The following is a 21,091-nucleotide window of genomic DNA, read 5'->3' on the forward strand; positions in this document are numbered from 1 at the left end:
CTCATGGCCCTGACGCGCGGCGGACCTGCTGTGTCCGGTCCGCCGCGGATGCGGACGCGTGTTGCGGGTGTGCGTTGCACCCGGCGGAGCGTTCGTTTGCCGAACTGCTTCCGAAAAAAGAACGGCGAGCCCGCGGCCTTCGCGGGCGCGCGGTGCCGGGGGTTCGGCCAGACCGCTAGCGCGCGGGCCGGAATGCGGCGCCGGCGAATTCGATGAACGCGCGCGCGGCGGCCGGCAAACGCGCGGCGCGCGCATGCGCGAGCTTCAGCGTGACGGGCGCGAGCGGGTGCAGTGGGGCCACGCGCACCAGCGTGCCGGCCGCCAGATCGGCGTCGACGAGATACGCGGGCAGCACCGCGGCGCCCATGCCGGCCACGGCCAGCCGCCGCGCCATCTCGAGATGGCCGACGCCCGCATTGCCGGTTGCCCCACCGGATCGCATCCCGGCCATGGGGTCGTCATCGGCCGCCGGCAGCTCCAGCCGCACGGCCGCGATGTCCGGCCAGTCGCCCGACGCGGCCGCGCCGCCGTGCGCGGCGACGTAAGCCGGCGCCGCGACCCGCACGGATTCGTACGCGGCCAGCGTATGCAACGCGTGTGCGCCGGACACCGGCATGCCGTCCGTCAGGAACGCGACGTCGATGTCCTCGGCAGTCAGGTCGACGTGGGCATCGGTCAGCGTCACGGTCGGCCGCACGTCCGGAAACCGGTGCACGAAACGATCGAGCAGCGCGCTCAACTGGCTGAGCCCGAACGCGACCGGTGCGGCCACGCGCAATACCCCTTCCGGCTTGCTGCCCATCGCGACGAAACGGCCGTCGATCTCGTCGATCGCACCGAGAATCCGCTCGACGCGCGCGAGATACAGCTCGCCGATTTCCGTCAGCGACTGGTGGCTAGTGCTGCGTTGAAGCAGGCGCGCGCCGAGGCGCGTCTCGAGCGCGTCGACCAGCCGGCTCGCCATCGCCGTCGACACGCGCAGCCGCGTCGCCGCCCGGCGAAACCCGCCTTCCCTTGCCACCGTCACGAATGCCCGAATCGATTGAAGTTGGTCCATTTGTCCGGATTCCCCTGCGCGGACGACTGCCCGTCTACCTGCACCCGATGCCGGCCCGCATCGGCCCGGCCAATGCAGCGGCCCCGCCACCGGCTCAGCCGGGTCGGTCGGCACGCTCGCGACGGGCACGCGCCGGCTTGCAACGGGCGCAAACCGGCCTCGGCAAGCCCGATGCACGATCATTCAGTAGCAGTCCTGAGTCTTTTCCGGCGATTCGCGGCGGCGACGCACGCGACAAGGCCGGCGGCGTCCGCGCATCACGCGGACGGTGTGGCCCGCAACATCCGGGCGTGCTGAATCGCATTTCCTTCAGCAGGTGCAATGGTAGGGAAACCGCCGGAAAATGGCTTGCCCGATCCTGCGATTGTTTTGCCTTAATTTCCGAATTTGTGCGCTGCACACTCTGCACCGACGGGCGACGCGGCCGCCGACCATGCAGGTCCGGATGATCGGGCTAATTTCGGACAGGTTTAGGCAATCCCGCGCGCTCGACTCGCCGTACGATGTGAGCGCCGTGCCATGTGCCTCGACAGGGGATCGCGGCCGCACGCATTGCACCGCTCACTCCGCCAACCGCTCACCCAACATGGAAATCGACGCCCGAACGCCGCCGCAACCGCGCACCCCGCTGGATCACGATGCCCGGTGGCCCGCCCGGTCAACCACGGCCCGGCTCGCGGCGCTGATCGCCGCGTACGCGCCGCACGACGGCATGTTCGACCTGCCGCTGCGCGGTATGCGCATCGCGCGCGCTTCCGCACCGTCGCCGCAGTGGAACCACGGTGTGCACCACGCGTGCCTGAGCATCGTCGGGCAAGGCGCGAAATCGATGCGGGTCGGCGACGCTACCTACGGGATCAACGAATCGCGGATGCTGGTCGCCACCGCCGACCTGCCCGTGACCGGACGCGTGACGCGCGCGAACCCGGCCGAGCCGTTCCTTTACGCGCAACTCGAACTCGATCCGCGCCGCATCGCGGCGCTCACGCCGGTCGTCTTTCCGCACGGACTGCCGAAGGCGGTCGACTACGGCGCGCTCGACACGCTCGACGCGACGCCCGAAATCGTCGACGCCGTCGCGCGGCTGATGCAACTGATCGCACAACCGGACGATCTCGACCTGCTCGCACCGCTGATCGTCGACGAAATCCTCATCCGGCTGCTGCGCGGGCCGTCGGGCACACGCGTCGCGCAGATCGGCGACGCCGGTTCGACGACCCAGCGCATCTCGCGCGCCGTCGCATGGATTCGCGACCACTACCTCGATCCGATGGCGGTCGACGCGCTCGCGCGACAGGTGGAGATGAGCCCGTCGACCTTCCACCATCACTTCCGCGCGGTCACGTCGATGAGTCCGTTGCAATGCCAGAAGGTGCTGCGGCTGCAGGAGGCGCGCCGCCTGATGTGCCTGTCGGCGATGGATGCGCGGCAGGCGTGCCGAAGCGTCGGCTATGTGAGTGCGTCGCAGTTCAGCCGCGAATACGCCCGGCTGTTCGGCGACGCACCGGGCCGCGACGTCGCGAGGCTGCGCGGCGAAGCGGTGCCGTTCTCGCGGGTCGCGCCATGACCGGATTTCGCAAGCGAGGACGTTGCTCGCCGCGAACCCGATCGTCGGGCCGGCTACACGTTCACGCGAGCGAGGGCGGCGCAGCGTGGCTGACGTCGACGCGTTTCGGCAGGATGCCGGCCTGAAAGAACACGTCCGCGATGCGCTGCTGGTACGCGAGCGTGTCGCGGGTGACGGGCTCGACGCCGAAGCGTGCGCGGTGAAACGCGAGCGCCACGGCCGGCTCCGGAATGCCCCACAGCTTCGAGAATTCGGCCGCGCCCTGCGCGCGATTCGCATCGAGCCAGCGCTGGACCGTCGCCAGTTCCGACACGACCGCGTCGAGCACGTCGGCATTGCGCTGCGCGTACGTGCGCGACGCGAAATAGTAGCTGCGGTTCTCGACGAGCCCCGTGCCGTCCGCGACGATACGCGCGCCGAATGCCTGCTGGACCACCGCGAGAAACGGATCCCAGATGATCCACGCATCGACCGAACGGTTCTCGAACGCCGCTCGCGCATCGGATGGCGACAGCCAGACCGGCGTGACGTCGGTGTAGCCGAGCTTCGCGGCCTGCAGCAGCCTCACCAGCAGGAAGTGTGTATTCGATCCCTTCACCAGCGCGATGCGCTTGCCGCGCAGGTCGGCAAAGGTCCTGACCGGCGAATCCTTCGCGACGACCACGGCTTCGGCTGCCGGACCGGCCGGCGTCTGCGCGTAGTAGACAAGCGGCGCACCGGCCGCGAGCGCGAAGATCGGCGGTGCTTCGCCGACGTCGCCGAAATCGATCGATCCCGCGTTCAGCGCCTCGAGTTGCGGCGGGCCCGACGGAAACTCGGTCCACGTGACGTTCACGCCGAGTGTCGCGAGCTTGCCCTGCAGCGTGCCGCGCGCCTTCAGCAGGCTGAGCGGCCCTTTCTGATAACCGATGCGCAACGTACGCGCGCCGGCCCCGTTGGCCAGCGCAAGGCCGGGGTGGGCGGCCGCGCCTGCCGCGATCGCCAGGCCGGCATGAATGAGCCGGCGGCGGATGCTGGAGTGTCGATCTGCCATGTCGTTTCGGGTTCGATGAAGTGGACGCGCAAGGAGCGCGCATGCGATGAAGCAGGTCGAACCGATTCTAAAAGGCAGCTACCGCATGCCGAACCAACGATGCTCGATATCGAAAGCGAGCGTTTTCATAAGGGCATGCCGATGGCACCGGCATCGTTAGCGGAAACGGTCCGCACACATTCCTGCGCCATTCGCTTTTAATAAAGGAATGCGAACCATTTCCATCAAGCCGAAAGTCCGTGCGCGGCACTCACGTACCGATCATGCGTGATCAGGAATGGCGGGACGCGCAACAAGCGTTCAACGCAGCCTCGTCGGCGGCCAGCATCTCCGGCACGCATTCCCGCAGGAAATCGACGAACGTGCGGATCTTCGCATCGAGATACTGACGCGACGCATACAACGTGTAGACCGTGAGCTTCTGCAGCCGGTAATCGGGGAGCACGCGCACCAGCGCGCCGCTCGCGAGCGCGGGCAGCGCCGCCGACATCGGCAGCGAGCCGATCCCGAGCCCCGCGCGCAGCGCGGTGCCGAGCGCATCGGCGATATTCACCTGGAAATCCGGCAGCGGCAGTTCGACCGTTTCGCGGCCGTTCGGGCCGTCGAGATGCCAGCGGTCGCGCGGAAAGAGCGGCGTGACGAGCCGCAGGCACGCATGTCCGGCGAGATCGCTCACCGTGCGCGGCGTGCCGCGCGCCTCCAGATAGGCAGGCGACGCGCACAGCACGCTGCCCACGTCGCCGAGCCGCTGCGACACCAGCCCGGAATCGGGCAGCTCCGTCGTGCTCAATTGCAGCGACACGTCGTAGCCTTCGTCGATGATGTCGGGCACATGCTGCGACAGCGTCAGCTCGACCGCGACCGACGGATAGCGTTCGCGGTAACGCACGACCGCGGGCATCACGTAGGACTGGCCGAAACTCGTCGTCGCGTGAACGTGCAGCCGTCCGGACGGCTTCGCCTGTGCATCGGCCGCCTCGGCTTCCGCTTCGTCGATATAGCCGAGGATGCGCTGGCAGCGGTCGAGATAGCGCTGCCCGGCGTCGGTCAGCGCGATGCGGCGCGTGCTGCGGTTGAGCAGGCGGGTGCGCAGATGCGTTTCGAGTTGCGCGACCGAGCGCGACGCGTAGGCCGTCGTGATGTCCAGGCGCTGGGCCGCGCTCGTGAAGCTGCCCTCCTCCGCGACCCGGACGAAAATGCGCATCATCTGTAACGTGTCCATCGACCTGCCCCCGGGATTGTCACGTCGCGCCGCCGTGCGGCCAGGGGGCCGGCGGCGCCGGCACGAGCCGGTCTGGCGCGAATTGTGCGGAACAGTACAGCAGCGTTGCAGGCGTGTCCAGTTCGCCGTATGCGGCACGGTCCGGATGCCGAATCGTGCCGCCGAGCCGTTCGCCGCGGGCATCCGGGCCGGTCGCCCACTCGTACCGGATGGGTCGACGAACCAACGGGAACGGTCGGCAAAAACGACCTGCCGGCCACGATACCGCTCGTCGATCGATGCCCTTCGCGTCTCGCACGTTACGCGGCGGCGGCCGCATCGAACGGATCGCGCAACACGATCGTGTCGTCGCGCTCCGCGCCGGTCGTGATCATCGAAACCGGCGCCTCCGCCACGCCTTCGATACGCGCGATGAAATCCTGCGCGGCCCGCGGCAGCGCCGCCCGCTCGCGCACGCCCTTCACGGAGCCTTGCCAGCCTTCGAACCATTCGTAGAGCGGCTTCGCGCGCGACTGCGCATCGAGGCTCGCGGGCAGATGATCGACGCGCGCGCCGTCGAATTCGTAACCGACGCACAGCGCGATCGACTCGAAGCCGTCGAGCACGTCGAGCTTGGTGAGCGCCAGCGAATCGATGCCCGAGATCCTGACGGCCTGGCGCAGTTGCGCGGCGTCGAGCCATCCGCAGCGTCGCGGCCGGCCGGTATTGACGCCGAACTCCTGTCCGCGCGCACGCAGCGTTTCGCCGGTGGCGCCGGTCAGCTCGGTGAGGAACGGGCCGCCGCCGACCCGCGTCGCATACGCCTTCGTGACACCCAGCACATGGCCGAGCTTCGCCGCACCGAGCCCGGTGCCGGCGGCCGCGGCCGATGCCACGGTGCCCGACGACGTCACGAACGGGTACGTGCCCCAGTCGATGTCCAGCATCACGGCCTGCGAACCCTCGAACAGGATGCGCTCGCCGCGATCGGTCGCGTCGTTGAGGTCGGCCCAGACCGGACGCACGAACGGCAGGATCTTCGGTGCGAGCGCGACCAGCGTCGCCAGCATCGCGTCGCGATCGTACTCGTCGAGCCCCAGGCCGCGGAACCACGCGTTGTGATGGTCGACGAGCACGTCGAGTTTGGCGGCGAGTCCGTCCGGTTCCGCGAGATCACCGACGCGCAGCCCGCGACGCCCGACCTTGTCCTCGTAGGCCGGCCCGATCCCGCGCAGCGTGGTGCCGATCGGTTCGCGGCGCAAACGCTCCTGCGCCTGGTCGATCGCGCGATAGATCGGCAGCACCAGCGTCGCGTTCTCGGCGATCGACAGATTGTCCGGCGTCACCGACAACCCGAGCTCGGCCATCCGCCCGATTTCCGCGAGCAGCGCTTCGGGGTCGAGTGCCACGCCGTTGCCGATCACCCCGCGCTTGCCGCGCACGATACCGCTCGGCAGCAGCGCGAGCTTGTACGTGTTGCCGCCGACGACCAGCGTGTGGCCCGCGTTGTGACCGCCGTTGTAGCGTGCGACGAGATCGGCCTGCGCCGCCAGCCAGTCCACGACGCGCCCCTTGCCTTCGTCGCCCCATTGGGCGCCCACTACCACCACGTTCGGCATGCTCCGTACTCCATGTGAGAAATTCAGACACTGGTTCGGCCAGGTGGGTCGTTTGTGTGCCATATTGGCGGAGCCGGATCACCCGATCAAACGATTAAACCTGAACCATCGTGTGAGTAAATCTCACACGAAACGATGCAATGGCCCGACGACTCCCTCCATTGAATTCGCTGCGCGCGTTCGAAGCCGCCGCGCGGCTCGGCAGCTTCACGCTGGCCGCGGACGAGCTGTGCGTCACGCACGGCGCGGTCAGCCGGCATGTGCAGCAACTGGAAGCATGGCTCGGGCGGCCGCTGTTCGAACGCCACAACCGGCGCGTCGAACTGACCGCGGCCGGACGCGCGTACCTCGCCGAGGTCGGCGCTTCGTTCGACCGGATCGCGCTCGCCACCGCGCAGCATTTCGGCCACGCGCAGCAGCGCGTGCTGCGCGTCAGCGCGCCCGCGACGTTCTCGCTGCGCTGGCTCGTCCCGAAGCTGTCGTCGTTCCAGGTCGCGCATCCGGCCATCGAGGTGCGGCTGTCGACGTCGAACGAACCGATCGACAAGTTGCGCGACAAGGTCGACCTGATCGTTCGCGGCGGCCCGCAGGCGATCGACGGGTATGTCGCGGAGGAATTCCTGTCCGAGGTCCGGCTGCCGGTGTGCGCGCCGAAGTTGCTGGAGGGCCGGTCGCTGGATACACCTGCCGATCTCGCCGGCTTCACGCTGCTGCACGCGGCAACCTACCCCGGCATGTGGCCGGAATGGCTCGCGGCGGCCGGGCATCCGCATCTCGTGCCGCGGCACTCGCTCACGCTCGAGCATTTCTACCTGACGCTGCAAGGCGCGCTCGATGGGCTCGGCGTCGCGATGGGGCCGATCGCGCTAGTCGCCGACGACATCGCCGAAGGCCGGCTCGTGCAGCCGTTCAGCGAACCGGCGCTGCCACCGTGGCGCTACTTCACGTATGTGGCATCCGCACGTGCGGACGATGACGCCGTACGCGCGTTCAAGGACTGGCTGAAGGCAACGGGAAGCACGACTATGTAGGGTGGATGGCGCTCACCACCCCTGCCTGCGTGGCGTACATTTTCAAGATTAGCAGGATTCCGAATCAAATTGGATAAACCCGCGGAACGTGTTTGCCTTCGTGCACCGCGTGATCGCGACGCACGCGGCAAGCCGCGGATGGAGCCGTGGCTTGCCGCCGGACAACGCTTACTGGCTGGCTGCGCCGGCCTTCTTCTCCGCGTTCTGCAGGTTCTGCGGATAGTTCGGATCATTGGCCGCCGGCTTGTAACCGGCGTCTTCGAGTTTCTTCAGCTCGGCGGTGTTCTTCGCACGTGCGGCCTTGTGTTCGGCCTTGCGTTTGGCCCTGGCCGCCTTGCGTGCTTCGCTCTTCGCGGCCTTGGCGTCCTGCGCAGCCGGTGCGCTGGCGGTTTCCTGCGCAAAAGCCGGAACGGCCGAGCCAAACAGGAAAGCGGCTGCAGTAGCAGCCAGCGTGAGTTTTCTGATCTGGATTCGCATCGCTGAACTCTCTTTTTTGATGACCATCACGGTTTGAAAAACCATCGAGATACCGCCCCTGCCCTGATCGGTCGTCATGTCGCGATCAGGACCTGTGCATCATAACCGTGTCGCAAGAATTGTGGCGTCAACGTGCTGACGGAATTGGGGATATACGTATGGGAGACAACGTGGGTCCCGCGCTCGATGACGGAAATCGCGGTACGCGAGACGCCGATGGCTGTTTCACGGGTGGTGATACCGATACGCTGATACGCGACGTGAGTATCGTCGTGCTTGCGCGATCACCGCAGCGGCAGTCGATCCGCACGTTCGATGCGGCTCGAGCGACGGTTCCTCCCATAAACGACCACGATTCGCTTCGTCGACGATCAAGGCGATTACGTTGCGTCGTTGCGGGGTGCAGCGATTCGTGCGGCAACCGTTGCCGCCTTGTGATGCAAAAGGTTACCTGTGGAGACAAGGCTCCCTGTCGACCGGCAGGTCTGACGAAAAAGGCCGGGCTAGTGCGAGCGGTGACGACGTCGGCTCGATTGGTTGCACGAATGCGCTGCAACCCGACATGAGCGATCAGCGCTCGTCCGGTGGAGGTGCATATGGCGCGAAGGCCTGTCCGTCGATGCGGCCGTGCTTGCCGACGCGTCGGGTGTCACGTATCGATGCCGATCGTTTCTTGTTTGCTCCCATCGATGGTGCCTTATGTGGACGGAGCGGCGATCTGCACAGCTTGCTTATACCTGTGCTTTATCCGATCGGTGAGCTTTTACGGGATTCCGCTTCGGGGGAAAGGTGAGCAGGTTCGGGAGCATCGTGGAAATCGGTTGCGGTGAGCTTCAGCACAGACGGCACCTTCACGTTCACTGGCAACGATGTCGATGAACTCCGTCAAGTCGTCCCAAGCGGCGCACTGTGCGACGACATTTTGGCACCCGGTCTGCTTTTCGGGCCGTGGTACGAGTCCAGCGTCCCCTGTGGCGGGCACAGCAAAACTTCCCGACCGTGGTTCCAAAGGTAGAAAAACGGACGCGGCGTGGAGATGAAAAGCAGCCCGGCGCGGATTCCTCCGCCACAGTCCACAGGCTAAATTTGGCGAGCAGCGTCACAGGCGATCGACAAAAACTTGTCCGTAGACGAGGCTGTGCGAGTACAAAAAACCATTCGTGGGCAGTCCAGGATGATTTCGAACTGCCGTGCAGGAAAGCGACCGGTTCCGCTCCACTGGCCGATCACCGGTGCCAAGAGGGCCGGGGGCCGGTTTTTGGGTCCCATAAACGGGAACCTCTACGCTGAATCCTGGGATTTCCTCCCATAACTTTCTACGTTTCGGGGGTTTGTTAGTGGGCACTCACCTCTTCGGAATGCCTTACCAGGCCTGAAGCCTTTCAGGAGCAGCGGGTCAAACGCGGCCGAGTGGGCCTGGATCGAGAGATCTGGACGGTCGGCTTCCCATGGACGACTCCCATTGGTAGCGGTTTATGGGGTTCGCCTTTCTGTGGAAGCACACGTGTGTTTACATCTTTGGTAAACCACGTTTACTTCTTTAACTACTTTTAGACGGCTCACAGCCTTGCCTGGCATGGGTTTGAACGGTGTTCGGTACCCATTTATGGGAGCACAGGTGGAAGGGTTTGGGGCTTCAGGTCTGTGGATTTGGGGTTTGGGGTACCGGGTTGTGGGAAATCAGGGTTGTGGATATGGGGCGAACGTATCCGGTTATGGGAAATCGACGGTAAATCGCGTGAGGTAGTCGTCTATGGGAACGCGTGAAGGTAGCCTTTTATGGGGTGCTTTTCTTGGTCCGTCGTTGAGTCGGTGCACAGAGATTTTCTTCTGGTAGCCGGTTATGGGGAATCTCTAAGGTACCCATGTATGGGAGCCGGTTTCGATCGATTCGATGTCCGGTGCTCAACGGTCCCAAGAAGCTTTCCCATAGACAGGACCGGGGCCGCGGACAGGTTGCCTTTTATGGGGAATCCGGAAGGTAGCCTTTTATGGGTGTGATTTCTACCATCGGGACGGAAAGCAATGACGTTGACGACGCCGACAGGTACCCTCCTATGGGAATCGGAAAAGGTAGCAAGTTATGGGAGAAAAGCGGAGCCGTGTTGCAGGGCACCACGACTCCTTCCGACGATCTCGATTCCATTCGTTTGCCCCATGGATGGGTACCTTCGTGGTGGCAAATCTTGTGCCGGGTTTCGCGGTGCGGACGGGAAAGGTAGCAGCTTTTGGGAGGAATTTTGATCAAAAGGTAGACGGATATGGGGTTCTGTCTAAAACGTGAAATCGGCACTTTTCCTTCCATATCATATACTTAGAAAAGATAGTGAAAGTAATGCTTGAGCATGAACGTTGCTCCACGACGCGAAAAGGTATAAAGTCCGCTCTCAATAAGGCAACCTTCCCCGGACACCACGATGCCGCGCAAGCCCGCAAGCAAAGGCTCAGACAAACAGGTTTCGCTGTTTCAGACACCCGAGCCGCCCGACTTGCTGCGCAAGGCGGTCCAGGCGATTCATATCGCACCGAAGTCCGGCAAGATCGGTCTGCAGCAGCGCAAGATGTTCAGTTCGCTGATCAAGAACGCGCTTCGGCAGGAGGCGTTCGAACCGGGCCGAACGAGCTTCTCGATCTCGATCGCGTCGCTGTCGCACGAGAGCGGGCTGAACAGCAACAACACGAAATACGTGAAGGACACGGTCAACTCGTTGATCAGTACCGTCGTCAATTGGGACTACCTGGCCGCGGACCGTTCGACGGTCTGGAAAGCGTCGGGCCTGCTCGCCGGCGCGGAGCTCGAGCAATCGGTGCTGAAGTACAGCTTCTCCGACCAGATTCGCAGCGAACTGCTCAATCCCGAAATCTACGCGCTGATCGATATGCGGATCGCCCGCGAGTTCCGGCGGTCGCATTCGCTCGCGCTGTGGGAAAACACGGTGCGTTACGAGGGAATCGGCATCACCGCGAAGATTCCGCTGCCGAAATTCCGCGACCTCATCCTCGGCCAGGACAAGGCATCGCAGTCGTACAAGGAATACAAGCTGTTCAAGAGCAAGGTCCTCGTGCCGTGCATCCAGGAGGTGAACGAAGTATCGGACCACACGCTCGAGCTGATCGAACACAAATCCGGCCGTAGCGTGGAAGCCGTGCAGTTCAAGGTGACGCGCAAGCAGAGCACCGATACGGTCGAAGACGGCGACGTCAAGAACGAAGCGCTGGTTGAGGAGGTCGCGAAGTTCGGCATTCCGCGCTCGGAAGCGCGCCGGTTGATCACGCAATACGGCGTGCAGCGCATCAAGGCGGCGATCGCCTATACGCTCAATCGGACTACGAAGAAGAATGCGACGCCGGTCGACAACGTCGCCGCGTACTTCCGCAAGGCGCTGACGCACGGCTACACGCTGGCCGATGGGCAGGGAACCGAAGCGGCCGCACCGGCGAAGGAATCCGCGCAGAGCAAGCAGGAACAGATTCGCGACAAGTATCTGGCGGCGAAGGTCGAGGAAGCCGGCGCGTATTTCCGCGAGCTGGAGATCGACGACCAGACCAAGCTGATCGAGCGCTACAACGAGACGGTGGCGGGTTCGAAGGACCTGACGCTGTCGCCGAAGAAGAAGGCGAGCAAGCTCGCGCAAACCAGTTTCTTCCGGTGGCTCGCGCTCGATACGTGGGGCGAGCCGACCTCGGACGACCTGCTGGAATTCCTGCTCAAGAGCAGTCTCGCAGGCAACTGACCGAGGCCTCGCCGTCGTGCGCACCATGCGCCGGACCGTTTCGAGGTCCGGCTTGATGGCGCAGCGCGAAGGCGAGGCCTTTTGCCGATAGCGCGTTACTTCGACGGGGCCGTGGCCAGCTCTGCGACGTACGCGTCGATGACCGTCTTGAGCTTGTCGGCAAGCGCTTCCTGGTGGGATGCGTCGACGCCCTTGAGCTGCAGGTCCAGACGCCCGTCCGGATACGTCTTCAACTGGCCGATCGCGCGCGATTCGAGCGCGAAGTCATGACGAACGCTGTAGCGCGTACGCCCGGCCTTCCTGGCGCCGTCGCTCTGCGCACGCAGGAAATTCTCGAGATCGCGGACGGATTTTTTTCGGTCGATCACGGCCGTCAGCAGCCGATCGGCCGTCGTCTCGCCGAGGCGTTCGAAGATCAGCTTCAGGAAGTACGCAGCCTGCAGACCGACCACGTCGTTCGCACTGGCCATCCGCTCCAGCAGCGTATTCGGCAGCGCGTTGAGCGACAGCGTCTTGCTGATCGAGGCCTTGTCCTTGCCGATTTTCTCCGCCAGCGTGTTCTGGTCGGAAAAGACCTTCTCGTCCAGGAGACGTTTCCACGCGATCGCATCGTCGAAGATCGTCTGGCGTTCGTGGTCGTGGTTCGCCCGATACGCGATCGTATAGAGCTGCTCGGGCGTGTGATCCGTGCGGAACGTCGCATTGATCGTCTCGTCGCCGTTGATGCTCGTCGCGCGCAGCCGGCGTTGCCCGTCGATCACGACGAGCTTGCCCGGGAACTCGGGAAGCCGCGTGACCTTGATCGGCTCGATCTGCCCTTCCCGTTTCAACGTCAGCGCGAGCTCGTGCAGGCTCGATTCCGAGTAGAACACGCGCGGGTTGAACGGGTTCGGGATGCAGTCCTTGACCAGCACCTTCTGCGGCGCGCCGAGCTCGGGCGTACCGGCGGGCGCGGTTGCGGCTTGGCCATTGGCAGGCGCCGCTTCGACGACGGCAGCCGGTGCGGCCACCGGCTCGGGCAGCCGCGTTTCGAGCGCCGCATTTTCCTGCGCGAGTCCGCGCAACAGGCCGGCTGCGAGATGCAGATTGCCGGTCGGTTTCTTGTCTTTCGAGGTGTCCTTAGCCATGGGCGGCTCCGGTAGCGCGCGTCGACGCGATGTATTGGGCCATTTCCGTGACCAGCTTTTCGATTTCCGCGCGGGCTTCCTTCAGGCCCTTCAGATATCGATTGTGGTGATGGATCGTGGTGCCGAGCGCGAACGTCTGACGATAGACCTCGCGTTGCGCGATCTGGCTGTCGAGCAGATGCTCCCCTATTTCTTCAGCCCGTAGAATTTTTAAAATTTCTTCACGCATTTTAGTTTTTCCATTAACGCTATTCAGCATTAATGCGGAAGAAAGTTGAGGATTTCGAACGGCGCGCATCGACTCGATCATGCGGATCATCGCGACCGTGCTGTACAGATCGGCCGGCGATGGCGAAAGCGGCACCAGGCAGAAGTCCGCCACTTCCAGGACGGATGCGATACGTGGATCTTCGAGGTTGCCGGGGCAGTCGACCACGATCACATCAAAGTTCGCGTCCTGCTTCTTGATCTCGCCCCCGATGCCGCGGCCGGCGGGAGCCAGCGAAAGGACCGTCATCGGCAGCGTGTTCTCGCCGCTCGTGACCCAACGGACGGAAGTGCCCTGAGGGTCGGCATCGATCAACGCGACTTTATTGCCGCCGGCTTCGAACGCAGCCGCGATGTTGACGGAGATGGTCGTCTTTCCAGTCCCACCTTTTTGATTGCTGACGGCGATCTTGAAAGCCATTAAATCCCTCCAAGGAGTTTTGCATAATATATGCAATTATTATCAAAATGTCCAGAAAAGTGTTCGAGGCCGTGGATATCGTTTGATCCTTGTGGTTGTTACGTGACAAATATGCCGAATGGCCAAAGCGTCATTCTTGCATTGGCTAAAAAGGACAAAATCGTGGAGCTCGGTTACGCGAACGAACGGAAAATACGGAAAACACCAACCATGGTTGAGATCAACAATGAAACCGTCATACGGAGAATTGATGTCTCGCCGCGCTTCCAATAGAAAATTCGATACGAATCCGAGTCGTTGATGTTGCGAGGTATCGAAGGGGGGCGGTTGTCACGTGACAAGCTGCCGGAGATTGATCGCATCGAGGGCGGCCACGTCGAGCGAAAGTTTTCAAGGTGATTGAGGCTTGCGCCACGGAGAGTCGCTTCACTTGAATTGCCGATGCACGCCGCATAACCACGACGTACGTCTAGCTGGCAAGGTCGTGAGTTGTCACGTGACAAACAGAGCCAAGCACACGTCCCAGGAGCAGCTTTGCGATCGCCAAGAAGTAGTCCTCTTTGCCCATGCCCATGCCCATGCCCATGCCCATGCTCGTGGCGTAGCGGACATACTGCTTAGAAAGGAAGGCATCGCCGATAGCTTCCGGTCCAGCTGGCTCGTCGGTAGGTTATCAAGAGGCGTTGTCACGTGACAACAGGAATGGGTGCCTAGCAGTTCGAGCGACTGGACGCTGTATAGAAATGGGGTGTCGCCGGGAGGCGTTGCAAGGAGCGTCGGGAGTGGCGCGGTACAGACATGCTCGGCGAGTCCCGTGGATCCCTTTATCGTCCACATACGCTCAGGGCGCTGACCCAACGCGCCGAGAGATTACCCGCATATGTTCTAACGAGATATGAGGGAAGCATCGATATGACCCCATTTAACGGGGCGCGAAAATCCATATTGCCTTTTGCATAGGCCAATAGGGCAGGGGACTGGTTTCGTGGCGAGTATCACGTACTCGCGCTGGAGGGAGGTTATGCGCGAGATCCCCGCAATGTGGCCCACTTTTGGTGCCGAATGCATAGGTGTGCGACATGTAGCGACTCAAACGGGTCGGGTCGTGAAACATTTCCCAAAAATCGATACTCGCCGGAAATCCTTGCGCGGCAATGGTTTGCGGCATGTTCTTCATGTTGTTTCACGCAAAATGAGCCGGATGCCGCCCAGAAATGGGGGCGTATGGTTTTTTGGGGTGTGGGCAACGAGGGCGGGTATGGCTGAGGCGCGATTTGTTGTAATTGATACGTGTTGTGTAATTCATGATACGTTTTTCGATGAGCGGCCGCCGGCGGTGCCGAAGTGCTGAGGATCAGTGCATCACTGGGGCGCGCGGGCCGTTCCATTGAGTGCTGGGTACCCTGATATTTAGCGCCAGTTGTCACGTGACAACGCATGCGTCGGCCTCCCCATTAACGGAGTCGCGAAGTATCGCGAGGAGAAATTGACACTCGGGATCTATGGAGGGAATCCGGGAGTGCGGCCGGTACGACCTAGCCTTTGGAAAGGGGAAGCTCCGCTCCGCCGAAATCGTCAGTCGGGAGCGGTTCGCCTGTAGCCGAATGAGAGGTGAAAGTATGGCCCCCGCCGCACGATACACGTCGGCGATGTTTGGCAAGAAGCAGCAAGGGAGACGCCGAGCAATTCATCCGAGTTGAAAACATATCGGCGTTTGGCGCTTCCTTTCCGTCTGAGCCTGCTCGACCCCGCATGCGAGGCGCCAGTCCCGCGCCGTTCACCCGTAATAGCTGACACATCCCCGCCCACCGTGCCGCCGTCAATAACTCGCGACGATCGACAGGGCGACATCCCCGCCACCCCTTAGGCTATCGATATCCCGTCGCGGAGAGTTGCCGAACAGCCGGCTATATTCCCGGTTGAACTGGGTCGGGCTCGCATACCCGACCCTGAATGCTGCCGATGCGGCGTCGAGCCGCTCCGCCAGCATCAGCCGACGTGCCTCGTTGAGCCGTATCCATTTCTGGTACTGCAGAGGACTCATGCCGGTGAGTTGACGGAAGTGGTGATGGAAGGTCGAACTGCTCATCTGAACCTGCGCCGCGAGATCATCGACACGCAACGACTCGTCATAGTGAGCGCGCAACCACTGGATCGCGCGTGACACGCGGTTGCACTGACTGCCGGCGGACGCGATCTGACGCAGGCGGGCGCCCTGATCGCTCGTCAGCAGTCGATAGTAAATTTCCCGCTCAACATACGGTGCGAGAACGGCAATCGCATTCGGGTCATCCAGCAGCGCGAGCAACCGGTTCAGCGCGTCGTACAGCGATTCGGTCATGTCGCCGACGACGAGCCCGCGGCCGGCTGGCGCATCGTCGTGATCCGGCGCGACTTGCATCATCAATTCGGCCATGACGCGAAAATCGAGCTTGAGGCCGAGCCCGAGAAACGGTTTGTCGGGGCTGGCCTCGATGATCTGCGTCGAACCGGGCAGGTCGAGTGACGTGATTAGAAAGCGGTCTGTGTCGTAGATGTAGGCGTCGCCGCTCTGCATGACCCGCTTCGCGCCTTGAACGACGAGGCCGAAGCTCGGCTCGACCATGCATTCCATCGGCTGTGTCGGCGCTTCCCTTCGATGAAAGCTCAGGTTGGGAATGGCCGTGTCGAGATGATCGACTCCTTCGGTCCATCTCGCGACGCGCGCTGCGAGCATCTGTCGCAGCTCGTTCTCGCGGTTGCGGCCGGTCGAACGACGGCCTGCCGGGTCGAATGCCGCGATGGCGACGTCATCATTTCGTTGGCCGGATATGTATCGGACGGCTGTCGGATGCATGGCTTCTCTACTCGGGTAATCGGGTCGACAGGCGGCCGCCGACGTGCTGGGGGCAACGAGAACACCGCTCGGAACCGCGGCACGGCCACCTTCCCGGAAGGCACGTGCGGCGACTGGCGGATTGGGACTACTTCGTCGCCTGCGATGCGCAAAGCTGCCAACGTCGCGATTTCGCCGCCGGCGTTGCCGCGCGCTCGTCGACCGTGCGCCACCAGCGCTCGCCGCGATGCGGCGCGTCGAGAGCGAGATGTTCGCCCATTCTGGGCGTCGACAGCTCGATGCCGCGCACGAGCGCCAGCGCAGTGACCCGCTCGAACGGCTCCTGCCAGCGATGCATCGCGAGGTCGAACGTACCGTTGTGGATCGGGACCAACCAGCGCCCGCGCAAATCGATATGCGCCTGCACGGTTTCTTCCGGCTGCATGTGAACGTACGGCCATTGCGCATCATAGGCGCCCGTTTCGATCAGCGTGACGTCGAACGGCCCGAGGCGCTCGCCGATCTCCCGGAAGCCGTCGAAATAACCCGTATCGCCGCTGAAGAACACGCGCAAGTCATCGTCGACGATCACCCACGACGCCCACAGCGTGCTGTTGCCGTCGAACAGGCTGCGCCCGGAGAAGTGCTGGGCAGGCGTTGCCGTCAGCGTCAGCCCGGCTACGTCCATGCTTTGCCACCAGTCGAGCTGGCGGACCTTGTTCGCGTCGATACCCCATTCGATCAGCCGATCCCCGACGCCCAGCGTCGTCACGAACACGTCGGTGGTGGCGGCCAGCGCGAGTACCGTGTCGCGGTCGAGGTGATCATAATGATCATGCGACAGGATCACGCCGCGCAGCGGCGGAAGATCCTCCAGCGCGATCGGTGGCGCATGAAAGCGCTTGGGGCCGATACGCCGAAACGGCGACGCGCGCTCCGCGAACACCGGGTCCGTCAGCCAGAATTCGCCACGCAGCTTCAGTAACAGCGTCGAATGGCCGAGCCGATACAGGCTGCGATCGGGTGCCGCGTCGAGTTCCGCGCGGGTCAGCGAATCGACGGGCAACGCGCCGGCGGGCACGGTATGACGCGGCTTGTTGACCAGCATGTTCCAGGCGATTCCCAGCGTCTTGCCCAATCCTTCGGCGGGGCGCGGCGCGACATTGGCAAAGCGCTCGCCATTGTGCTGCGGCGAACTGCCGGAGAGCGTCCGGCCGCGTCGGGCGGCCGCGAAACCCAGAATGCGGTGAATCAAAACGAGAGGCGATGCCATGTCGGTTCGTCCGGAGAATAAAGTACACTAAACAGTGTAGTTTATTTTTGGGATAAGTAAACTGCCCGGTGTAAAATTTCTGTATGGATACCAGCACTCCCCCTCAGCGCCTGACCGACCGAAAGCGCGCGGCCATCGTCGATGCGGCGATCGAGGAATTTCTCGCCGCGGGCTACGATGCGACGAGCATGGATCGTATCGCTGCGCGCGCGGACGTGTCGAAGCGCACCGTCTATAACCACTTCCCCGGTAAGGAGACGCTGTTCGCCGCGATCCTGAACAAGTTGTGGGATGCGACTCGCACCGGCAGTTCGCCGACCTATCGCGCCGACGTGCCGCTGCGCGAGCAACTGCTCGCGTTGCTCGACCGCAAATTGCGGTTGATGAACGACGAGGCCTTTCTCGCACTGGCGCGTGTCGCGATCGGCGCGGCAATCCATTCGCCGGAACGGGCGCGCGACATGGTCGAACGTCTCGGCGAGCGCGAGGAAGATGTCACGGTCTGGGTGCGTGCGGCCGCGGCGGCCGGCCGCCTGGCGGTCACCGATCCGGTGTTCGCCGCGCATCAGTTGCATGGCGCGGTGAAGGCATTCGCCTTCTGGCCGCAGATCACGATGGGCCAGCCGCCGCTGACGGCGCAGGAGCAGCAGAAAGTCGCGGAATCGGCTGCCGATATGTTCCTTGCGTACTACGCGCGACCCGACGACGGCGTTGCACGGCATCGCCGGCAAGACTGAACGCGGTCCTGGACACATCCGGAAGCATCCGGCTCCCCGGGCAGATCGAAACCATGGCGATGCGCGCGCTGTCGACGAGCAGGCAAACCGGTCGATCCGGGGAAAAACGAACGCCAAATGACGCCCATCCGTGCCGGCCGGTCATTTGACCTGGGCTCAACGATACTGCCGGCGCACCCGAAGCCGAACGCGAGCAACGACCCATGAAGACGCTGTTGATCGTCTATCACACGATGACCGGAGGCACGCGACAGATGGCCGAAGCAGCTGCCGGTGCGGCTCGCGAGCAGCCTGGCGTCGACGTCAGGTTGCAGCGTGTGGACGCGACGAGCGCAGACGATGTGCTGGCCGCCGACGCATACCTGTTCGCGACGCCGGAGAACCTTGCGGCGATGTCCGGGCTGATGAAGGATTTCTTCGATCGCTGCTACTACGCGGCGCTCGATCGCGTGAACGGCCGCCCGTATGCGGCAATGATCTGCGCGGGAAGCGACGGGCAGAACGCGTTGCGCCAGATCGACCGGATTGCGACCGGGTGGCGGCTGAAGAGCGTTGCGCCCGGCCTGATCGTCTGCACGCATGCGCAGACGCCGGAGCGCATTCTCGCGACGAAGACGATCGACAGCGATGCGCTTGCCCGCTGCGCCGAACTCGGTGCGGGCCTTGCTGCGGGGCTCGCACTGGGCGTGTTCTGATCACGAGTGCGGCGGCACCGATCTGCCGGATCGACACCGGCACGGCCCGCAGCCGTTCGCGCACTGCCGGTTTCGCAAATTTCCGCAAACAGCGCCGAACCGCCGAGCGTCGGAACTTCAACTGCCCTTCGTCGGTGCCGAAGGCTGGTGGTACTCGGGCCAAAGACGTTTCACGAGATCGCGCGATGCACCGTAGGCGTAGCAACTGTCGATCTTGAGCGGCTTCCCTTCGCTGTCGCGGTAATCGAGCGACGATCGCCGCATGCCGACCATCGTCTGATAGGCCGTCGTCGCGATCGGGCCGAGCAGTTCCTTCAAGTGCGTGCACGTATCGCAGGATGGCAGGCGCTTGCGAACCTCGCTGTTCCAGCCGGCGCCGATGTTCAATCCGACGAGCGCCTGCAGCGAGTCGCCGCCGCCCGGACACTGCGCATACGGATGCGAACGCATGAACGTGGAGACGGCGCGAACGACCATGTCGACGTCGAAGACCAGCGTCACGCCGAGATCGTGGAGCGGTGTCAGTGCCGCGACCGTTCGCGCGCCGCCGGGCGGCGTGAAATCGCTGGTCTTGCGGTCCGCGAGGCAGGCCGTCACTTCGAACAGGCCGTCGCTGCGCCGATAGCCGCGCATGTCGATCTGCCGGTGGTGAATCTCCTCGCGCGTGAGGCCGTCATGAGGGGTGTCGTCTTGGGAAACCATGCTGGCGCTCCATCTCGTGTAACCAGGTCTTTTCGCAGGCAACGGGATCGCGTCCGGCCGATCGGGCGCGCGGAGAAAAGCAGGCGGGGACATGCTGCCAACGAAGTCGATTCGGCCATACTACGCACTTTCCGAGATCTTCGTTCGCGACGCGATCGATGCGCACGCAACGAGCCGCGTATCGCGGCCGGCGCAAACGGGTGTCGGGCGGGCGGGGCGTGCGAGGTCGGCGGCTACGCGACCCGTCGCGGTTGTGACACGACGCCGTTGGACGTCCGTCGAGCGAAAGATCGTGCCTTGCGCCTTGCGCCTTGCGCGTTGGCCCGGCCCGGCGCAATTTTCCAGTAGCGGCCGCGAATGGCGTGACATCCGGAAACGTATCCATATAATGCGCAACACGACCGCGCGGACGCATTTCCGGCACCCCGGATCGGGCAAATGCAGACCGGTGAGTCAACCGGCTGTCGCGCGTACCGGTATACTTCCACTCCTGCCTTGTCCGGCATCGAGGCCGGGTGCCTGAAAACAGAGTGGCGTGCGCGATGCGGCCCCGTAGTGTTCCGCATCGGCGGCAGGCCCGCCGCACGCATGGCGGCGAAGCTTTTGTGCCGCGCGGCATGGCCGCACGAACCACACCTTATATTCCTGGTGGATTGAATTTATGGGTTTTGAACAACTTGCCGAATTGCGGGCGCAGCTCGCAGCGAAGGCCAAGCAGGAGCGCAACGCAAAGCGGCCGGCAGCGCCGACGGACGCCGGCGCGAAGCCGAAGTCCGGCGACCAGCCGTCCCGCGGCGCCAAGCTGGGTGCTGGCGCGAAGACGCAGCATCGGGCGAAGCCTGCTTCGGCGAAGCCGGCGGCGCCGGTCGATCCGGTCATCGTCGCGATCGGCAAACTGCAGCGGAAGTTTCCGCGCGCGTTCCCGAAGAATCCGGCCCCCAAAGTGCCGCTCAAGGTCGGCATCTGGGACGATCTCGCACGCGAAGCGCAGGCCGTCGGCCTCAACGAAGCCGAACTGCGCGAAGCGATGTCGACGTGGTGCCGTGGCAATCGCTACTGGTCTTGCCTCGTCGAGGACGCGGTGCGCGTCGACTTGCAGGGCAACGAAGCCGGGCGCGTGACGCACGACGATGCGGCGCGTGCACGCCGCCTGAAGGCTCGCCGCCCGGGCAAGGGCGCGGCACAATCGGCCAAGGGCGCGCCGCAGCAGCCGAAAACCGAGCAACAGGCCGAGGCCGCTGCCGCGCCACAACCGGCGCAGCCCGAAGCGGAAGCGCCGGTGCAGACCGACGCCGCGCCGCAGGTCGAGCAGCAAGCGGCCGGCAACGAGTAATC

Annotated in this window: 16 protein-coding genes; 6 read left to right on the plus strand and 10 right to left on the minus strand. The window is 63.7% G+C overall.

Annotated features, from left to right (window positions below; genetic code table 11):
• Positions 1–175: 175 nt before the first annotated feature.
• Positions 176–1,057 (minus strand): LysR family transcriptional regulator, encoded by an 882-nt coding sequence (locus HWX07_RS05360; protein WP_175875503.1) that lies wholly within the window; start codon positions 1,055–1,057, stop codon positions 176–178.
• Positions 1,058–1,643: 586 nt separating this feature from the next.
• On the opposite strand from HWX07_RS05360, the gene HWX07_RS05365 reads away from it, so the two are divergent.
• The gene (locus HWX07_RS05365; protein WP_175876134.1) at positions 1,644–2,624 is read left to right on the plus strand and encodes an AraC family transcriptional regulator; all 981 of its coding nucleotides are present in this window, start codon (positions 1,644–1,646) and stop codon (positions 2,622–2,624) included.
• Positions 2,625–2,685: 61 nt separating this feature from the next.
• On the opposite strand, the gene HWX07_RS05370 is transcribed toward HWX07_RS05365, so the two are convergent.
• From HWX07_RS05370 to HWX07_RS05380, 3 genes are all read right to left on the minus strand, one after another.
• Entirely contained in the window at positions 2,686–3,657 is a 972-nt protein-coding gene (locus HWX07_RS05370) for a sulfonate ABC transporter substrate-binding protein (protein WP_175875504.1), read from the minus strand.
• Between the two features lie 271 nt (positions 3,658–3,928).
• Positions 3,929–4,879 carry a LysR family transcriptional regulator gene (locus tag HWX07_RS05375; protein ID WP_175875505.1) on the minus strand — a complete coding sequence of 317 codons (951 nt, stop codon included), beginning with the start codon at positions 4,877–4,879 and terminating at the stop codon, positions 3,929–3,931.
• A gap of 299 nt (positions 4,880–5,178) precedes the next feature.
• Complete coding sequence (locus HWX07_RS05380) at positions 5,179–6,477, minus strand: adenylosuccinate synthase (protein ID WP_175875506.1); 1,299 nt, start codon at positions 6,475–6,477, stop codon at positions 5,179–5,181.
• Positions 6,478–6,617: 140 nt separating this feature from the next.
• On the opposite strand from HWX07_RS05380, the gene gcvA reads away from it, so the two are divergent.
• Positions 6,618–7,508, plus strand: coding sequence for a transcriptional regulator GcvA (gcvA, locus tag HWX07_RS05385; protein WP_175875507.1), 891 nt, complete (start codon positions 6,618–6,620; stop codon positions 7,506–7,508).
• Positions 7,509–7,676: 168 nt separating this feature from the next.
• Here the strand turns inward: gcvA and HWX07_RS05390 are convergent, their stop codons facing one another.
• The gene (locus HWX07_RS05390) at positions 7,677–7,985 is read right to left on the minus strand and encodes a hypothetical protein (RefSeq protein WP_041492299.1); all 309 of its coding nucleotides are present in this window, start codon (positions 7,983–7,985) and stop codon (positions 7,677–7,679) included.
• 2,417 nt (positions 7,986–10,402) lie between these two features.
• Between HWX07_RS05390 and HWX07_RS05395 the strand changes: the two genes are divergently transcribed.
• The gene (locus HWX07_RS05395; RefSeq protein WP_006480994.1) at positions 10,403–11,719 is read left to right on the plus strand and encodes a replication initiation protein; all 1,317 of its coding nucleotides are present in this window, start codon (positions 10,403–10,405) and stop codon (positions 11,717–11,719) included.
• A gap of 95 nt (positions 11,720–11,814) precedes the next feature.
• On the opposite strand, the gene HWX07_RS05400 is transcribed toward HWX07_RS05395, so the two are convergent.
• The 4 genes from HWX07_RS05400 to HWX07_RS05415 all read right to left on the minus strand — a co-directional run bounded on the left by HWX07_RS05400 (position 11,815) and on the right by HWX07_RS05415 (position 17,622).
• Entirely contained in the window at positions 11,815–12,846 is a 1,032-nt protein-coding gene (locus HWX07_RS05400; RefSeq protein WP_175875508.1) for a ParB/RepB/Spo0J family partition protein, read from the minus strand.
• Positions 12,839–13,534, minus strand: coding sequence for a ParA family protein (locus HWX07_RS05405; protein ID WP_006497839.1), 696 nt, complete (start codon positions 13,532–13,534; stop codon positions 12,839–12,841). The genes HWX07_RS05400 and HWX07_RS05405 overlap by 8 nt, the downstream gene beginning before the upstream one ends.
• 1,819 nt (positions 13,535–15,353) lie before the next feature.
• Entirely contained in the window at positions 15,354–16,370 is a 1,017-nt protein-coding gene (locus HWX07_RS05410; RefSeq protein ID WP_175875509.1) for an AraC family transcriptional regulator, read from the minus strand.
• A gap of 127 nt (positions 16,371–16,497) precedes the next feature.
• Positions 16,498–17,622 (minus strand): MBL fold metallo-hydrolase, encoded by a 1,125-nt coding sequence (locus HWX07_RS05415; RefSeq protein ID WP_175875510.1) that lies wholly within the window; start codon positions 17,620–17,622, stop codon positions 16,498–16,500.
• Positions 17,623–17,705: 83 nt separating this feature from the next.
• Here HWX07_RS05415 and HWX07_RS05420 point away from each other — a divergent pair, with 83 nt between their 5' ends.
• Both HWX07_RS05420 and HWX07_RS05425 read left to right on the plus strand, forming a co-directional pair.
• Complete coding sequence (locus HWX07_RS05420; RefSeq protein WP_175875511.1) at positions 17,706–18,359, plus strand: TetR/AcrR family transcriptional regulator; 654 nt, start codon at positions 17,706–17,708, stop codon at positions 18,357–18,359.
• Between the two features lie 203 nt (positions 18,360–18,562).
• Complete coding sequence (locus HWX07_RS05425) at positions 18,563–19,054, plus strand: NAD(P)H-dependent oxidoreductase (RefSeq protein ID WP_175875512.1); 492 nt, start codon at positions 18,563–18,565, stop codon at positions 19,052–19,054.
• Positions 19,055–19,171: 117 nt separating this feature from the next.
• Here HWX07_RS05425 and HWX07_RS05430 read toward each other — a convergent pair whose 3' ends face one another.
• A complete protein-coding gene (locus HWX07_RS05430) occupies positions 19,172–19,756 on the minus strand; it encodes a DUF2889 domain-containing protein (RefSeq protein WP_175875513.1) in 585 nt (194 codons plus the stop codon).
• Positions 19,757–20,417: 661 nt separating this feature from the next.
• On the opposite strand from HWX07_RS05430, the gene HWX07_RS05435 reads away from it, so the two are divergent.
• A complete protein-coding gene (locus HWX07_RS05435) occupies positions 20,418–21,089 on the plus strand; it encodes a ProQ/FinO family protein (RefSeq protein ID WP_175875514.1) in 672 nt (223 codons plus the stop codon).
• Positions 21,090–21,091 lie beyond the last annotated feature (2 nt).

This window comes from Burkholderia sp. BCC0097, from assembly GCF_902832985.1.
In the GTDB taxonomy this organism is placed as follows: Bacteria; Pseudomonadota; Gammaproteobacteria; order Burkholderiales; family Burkholderiaceae; genus Burkholderia; species Burkholderia orbicola.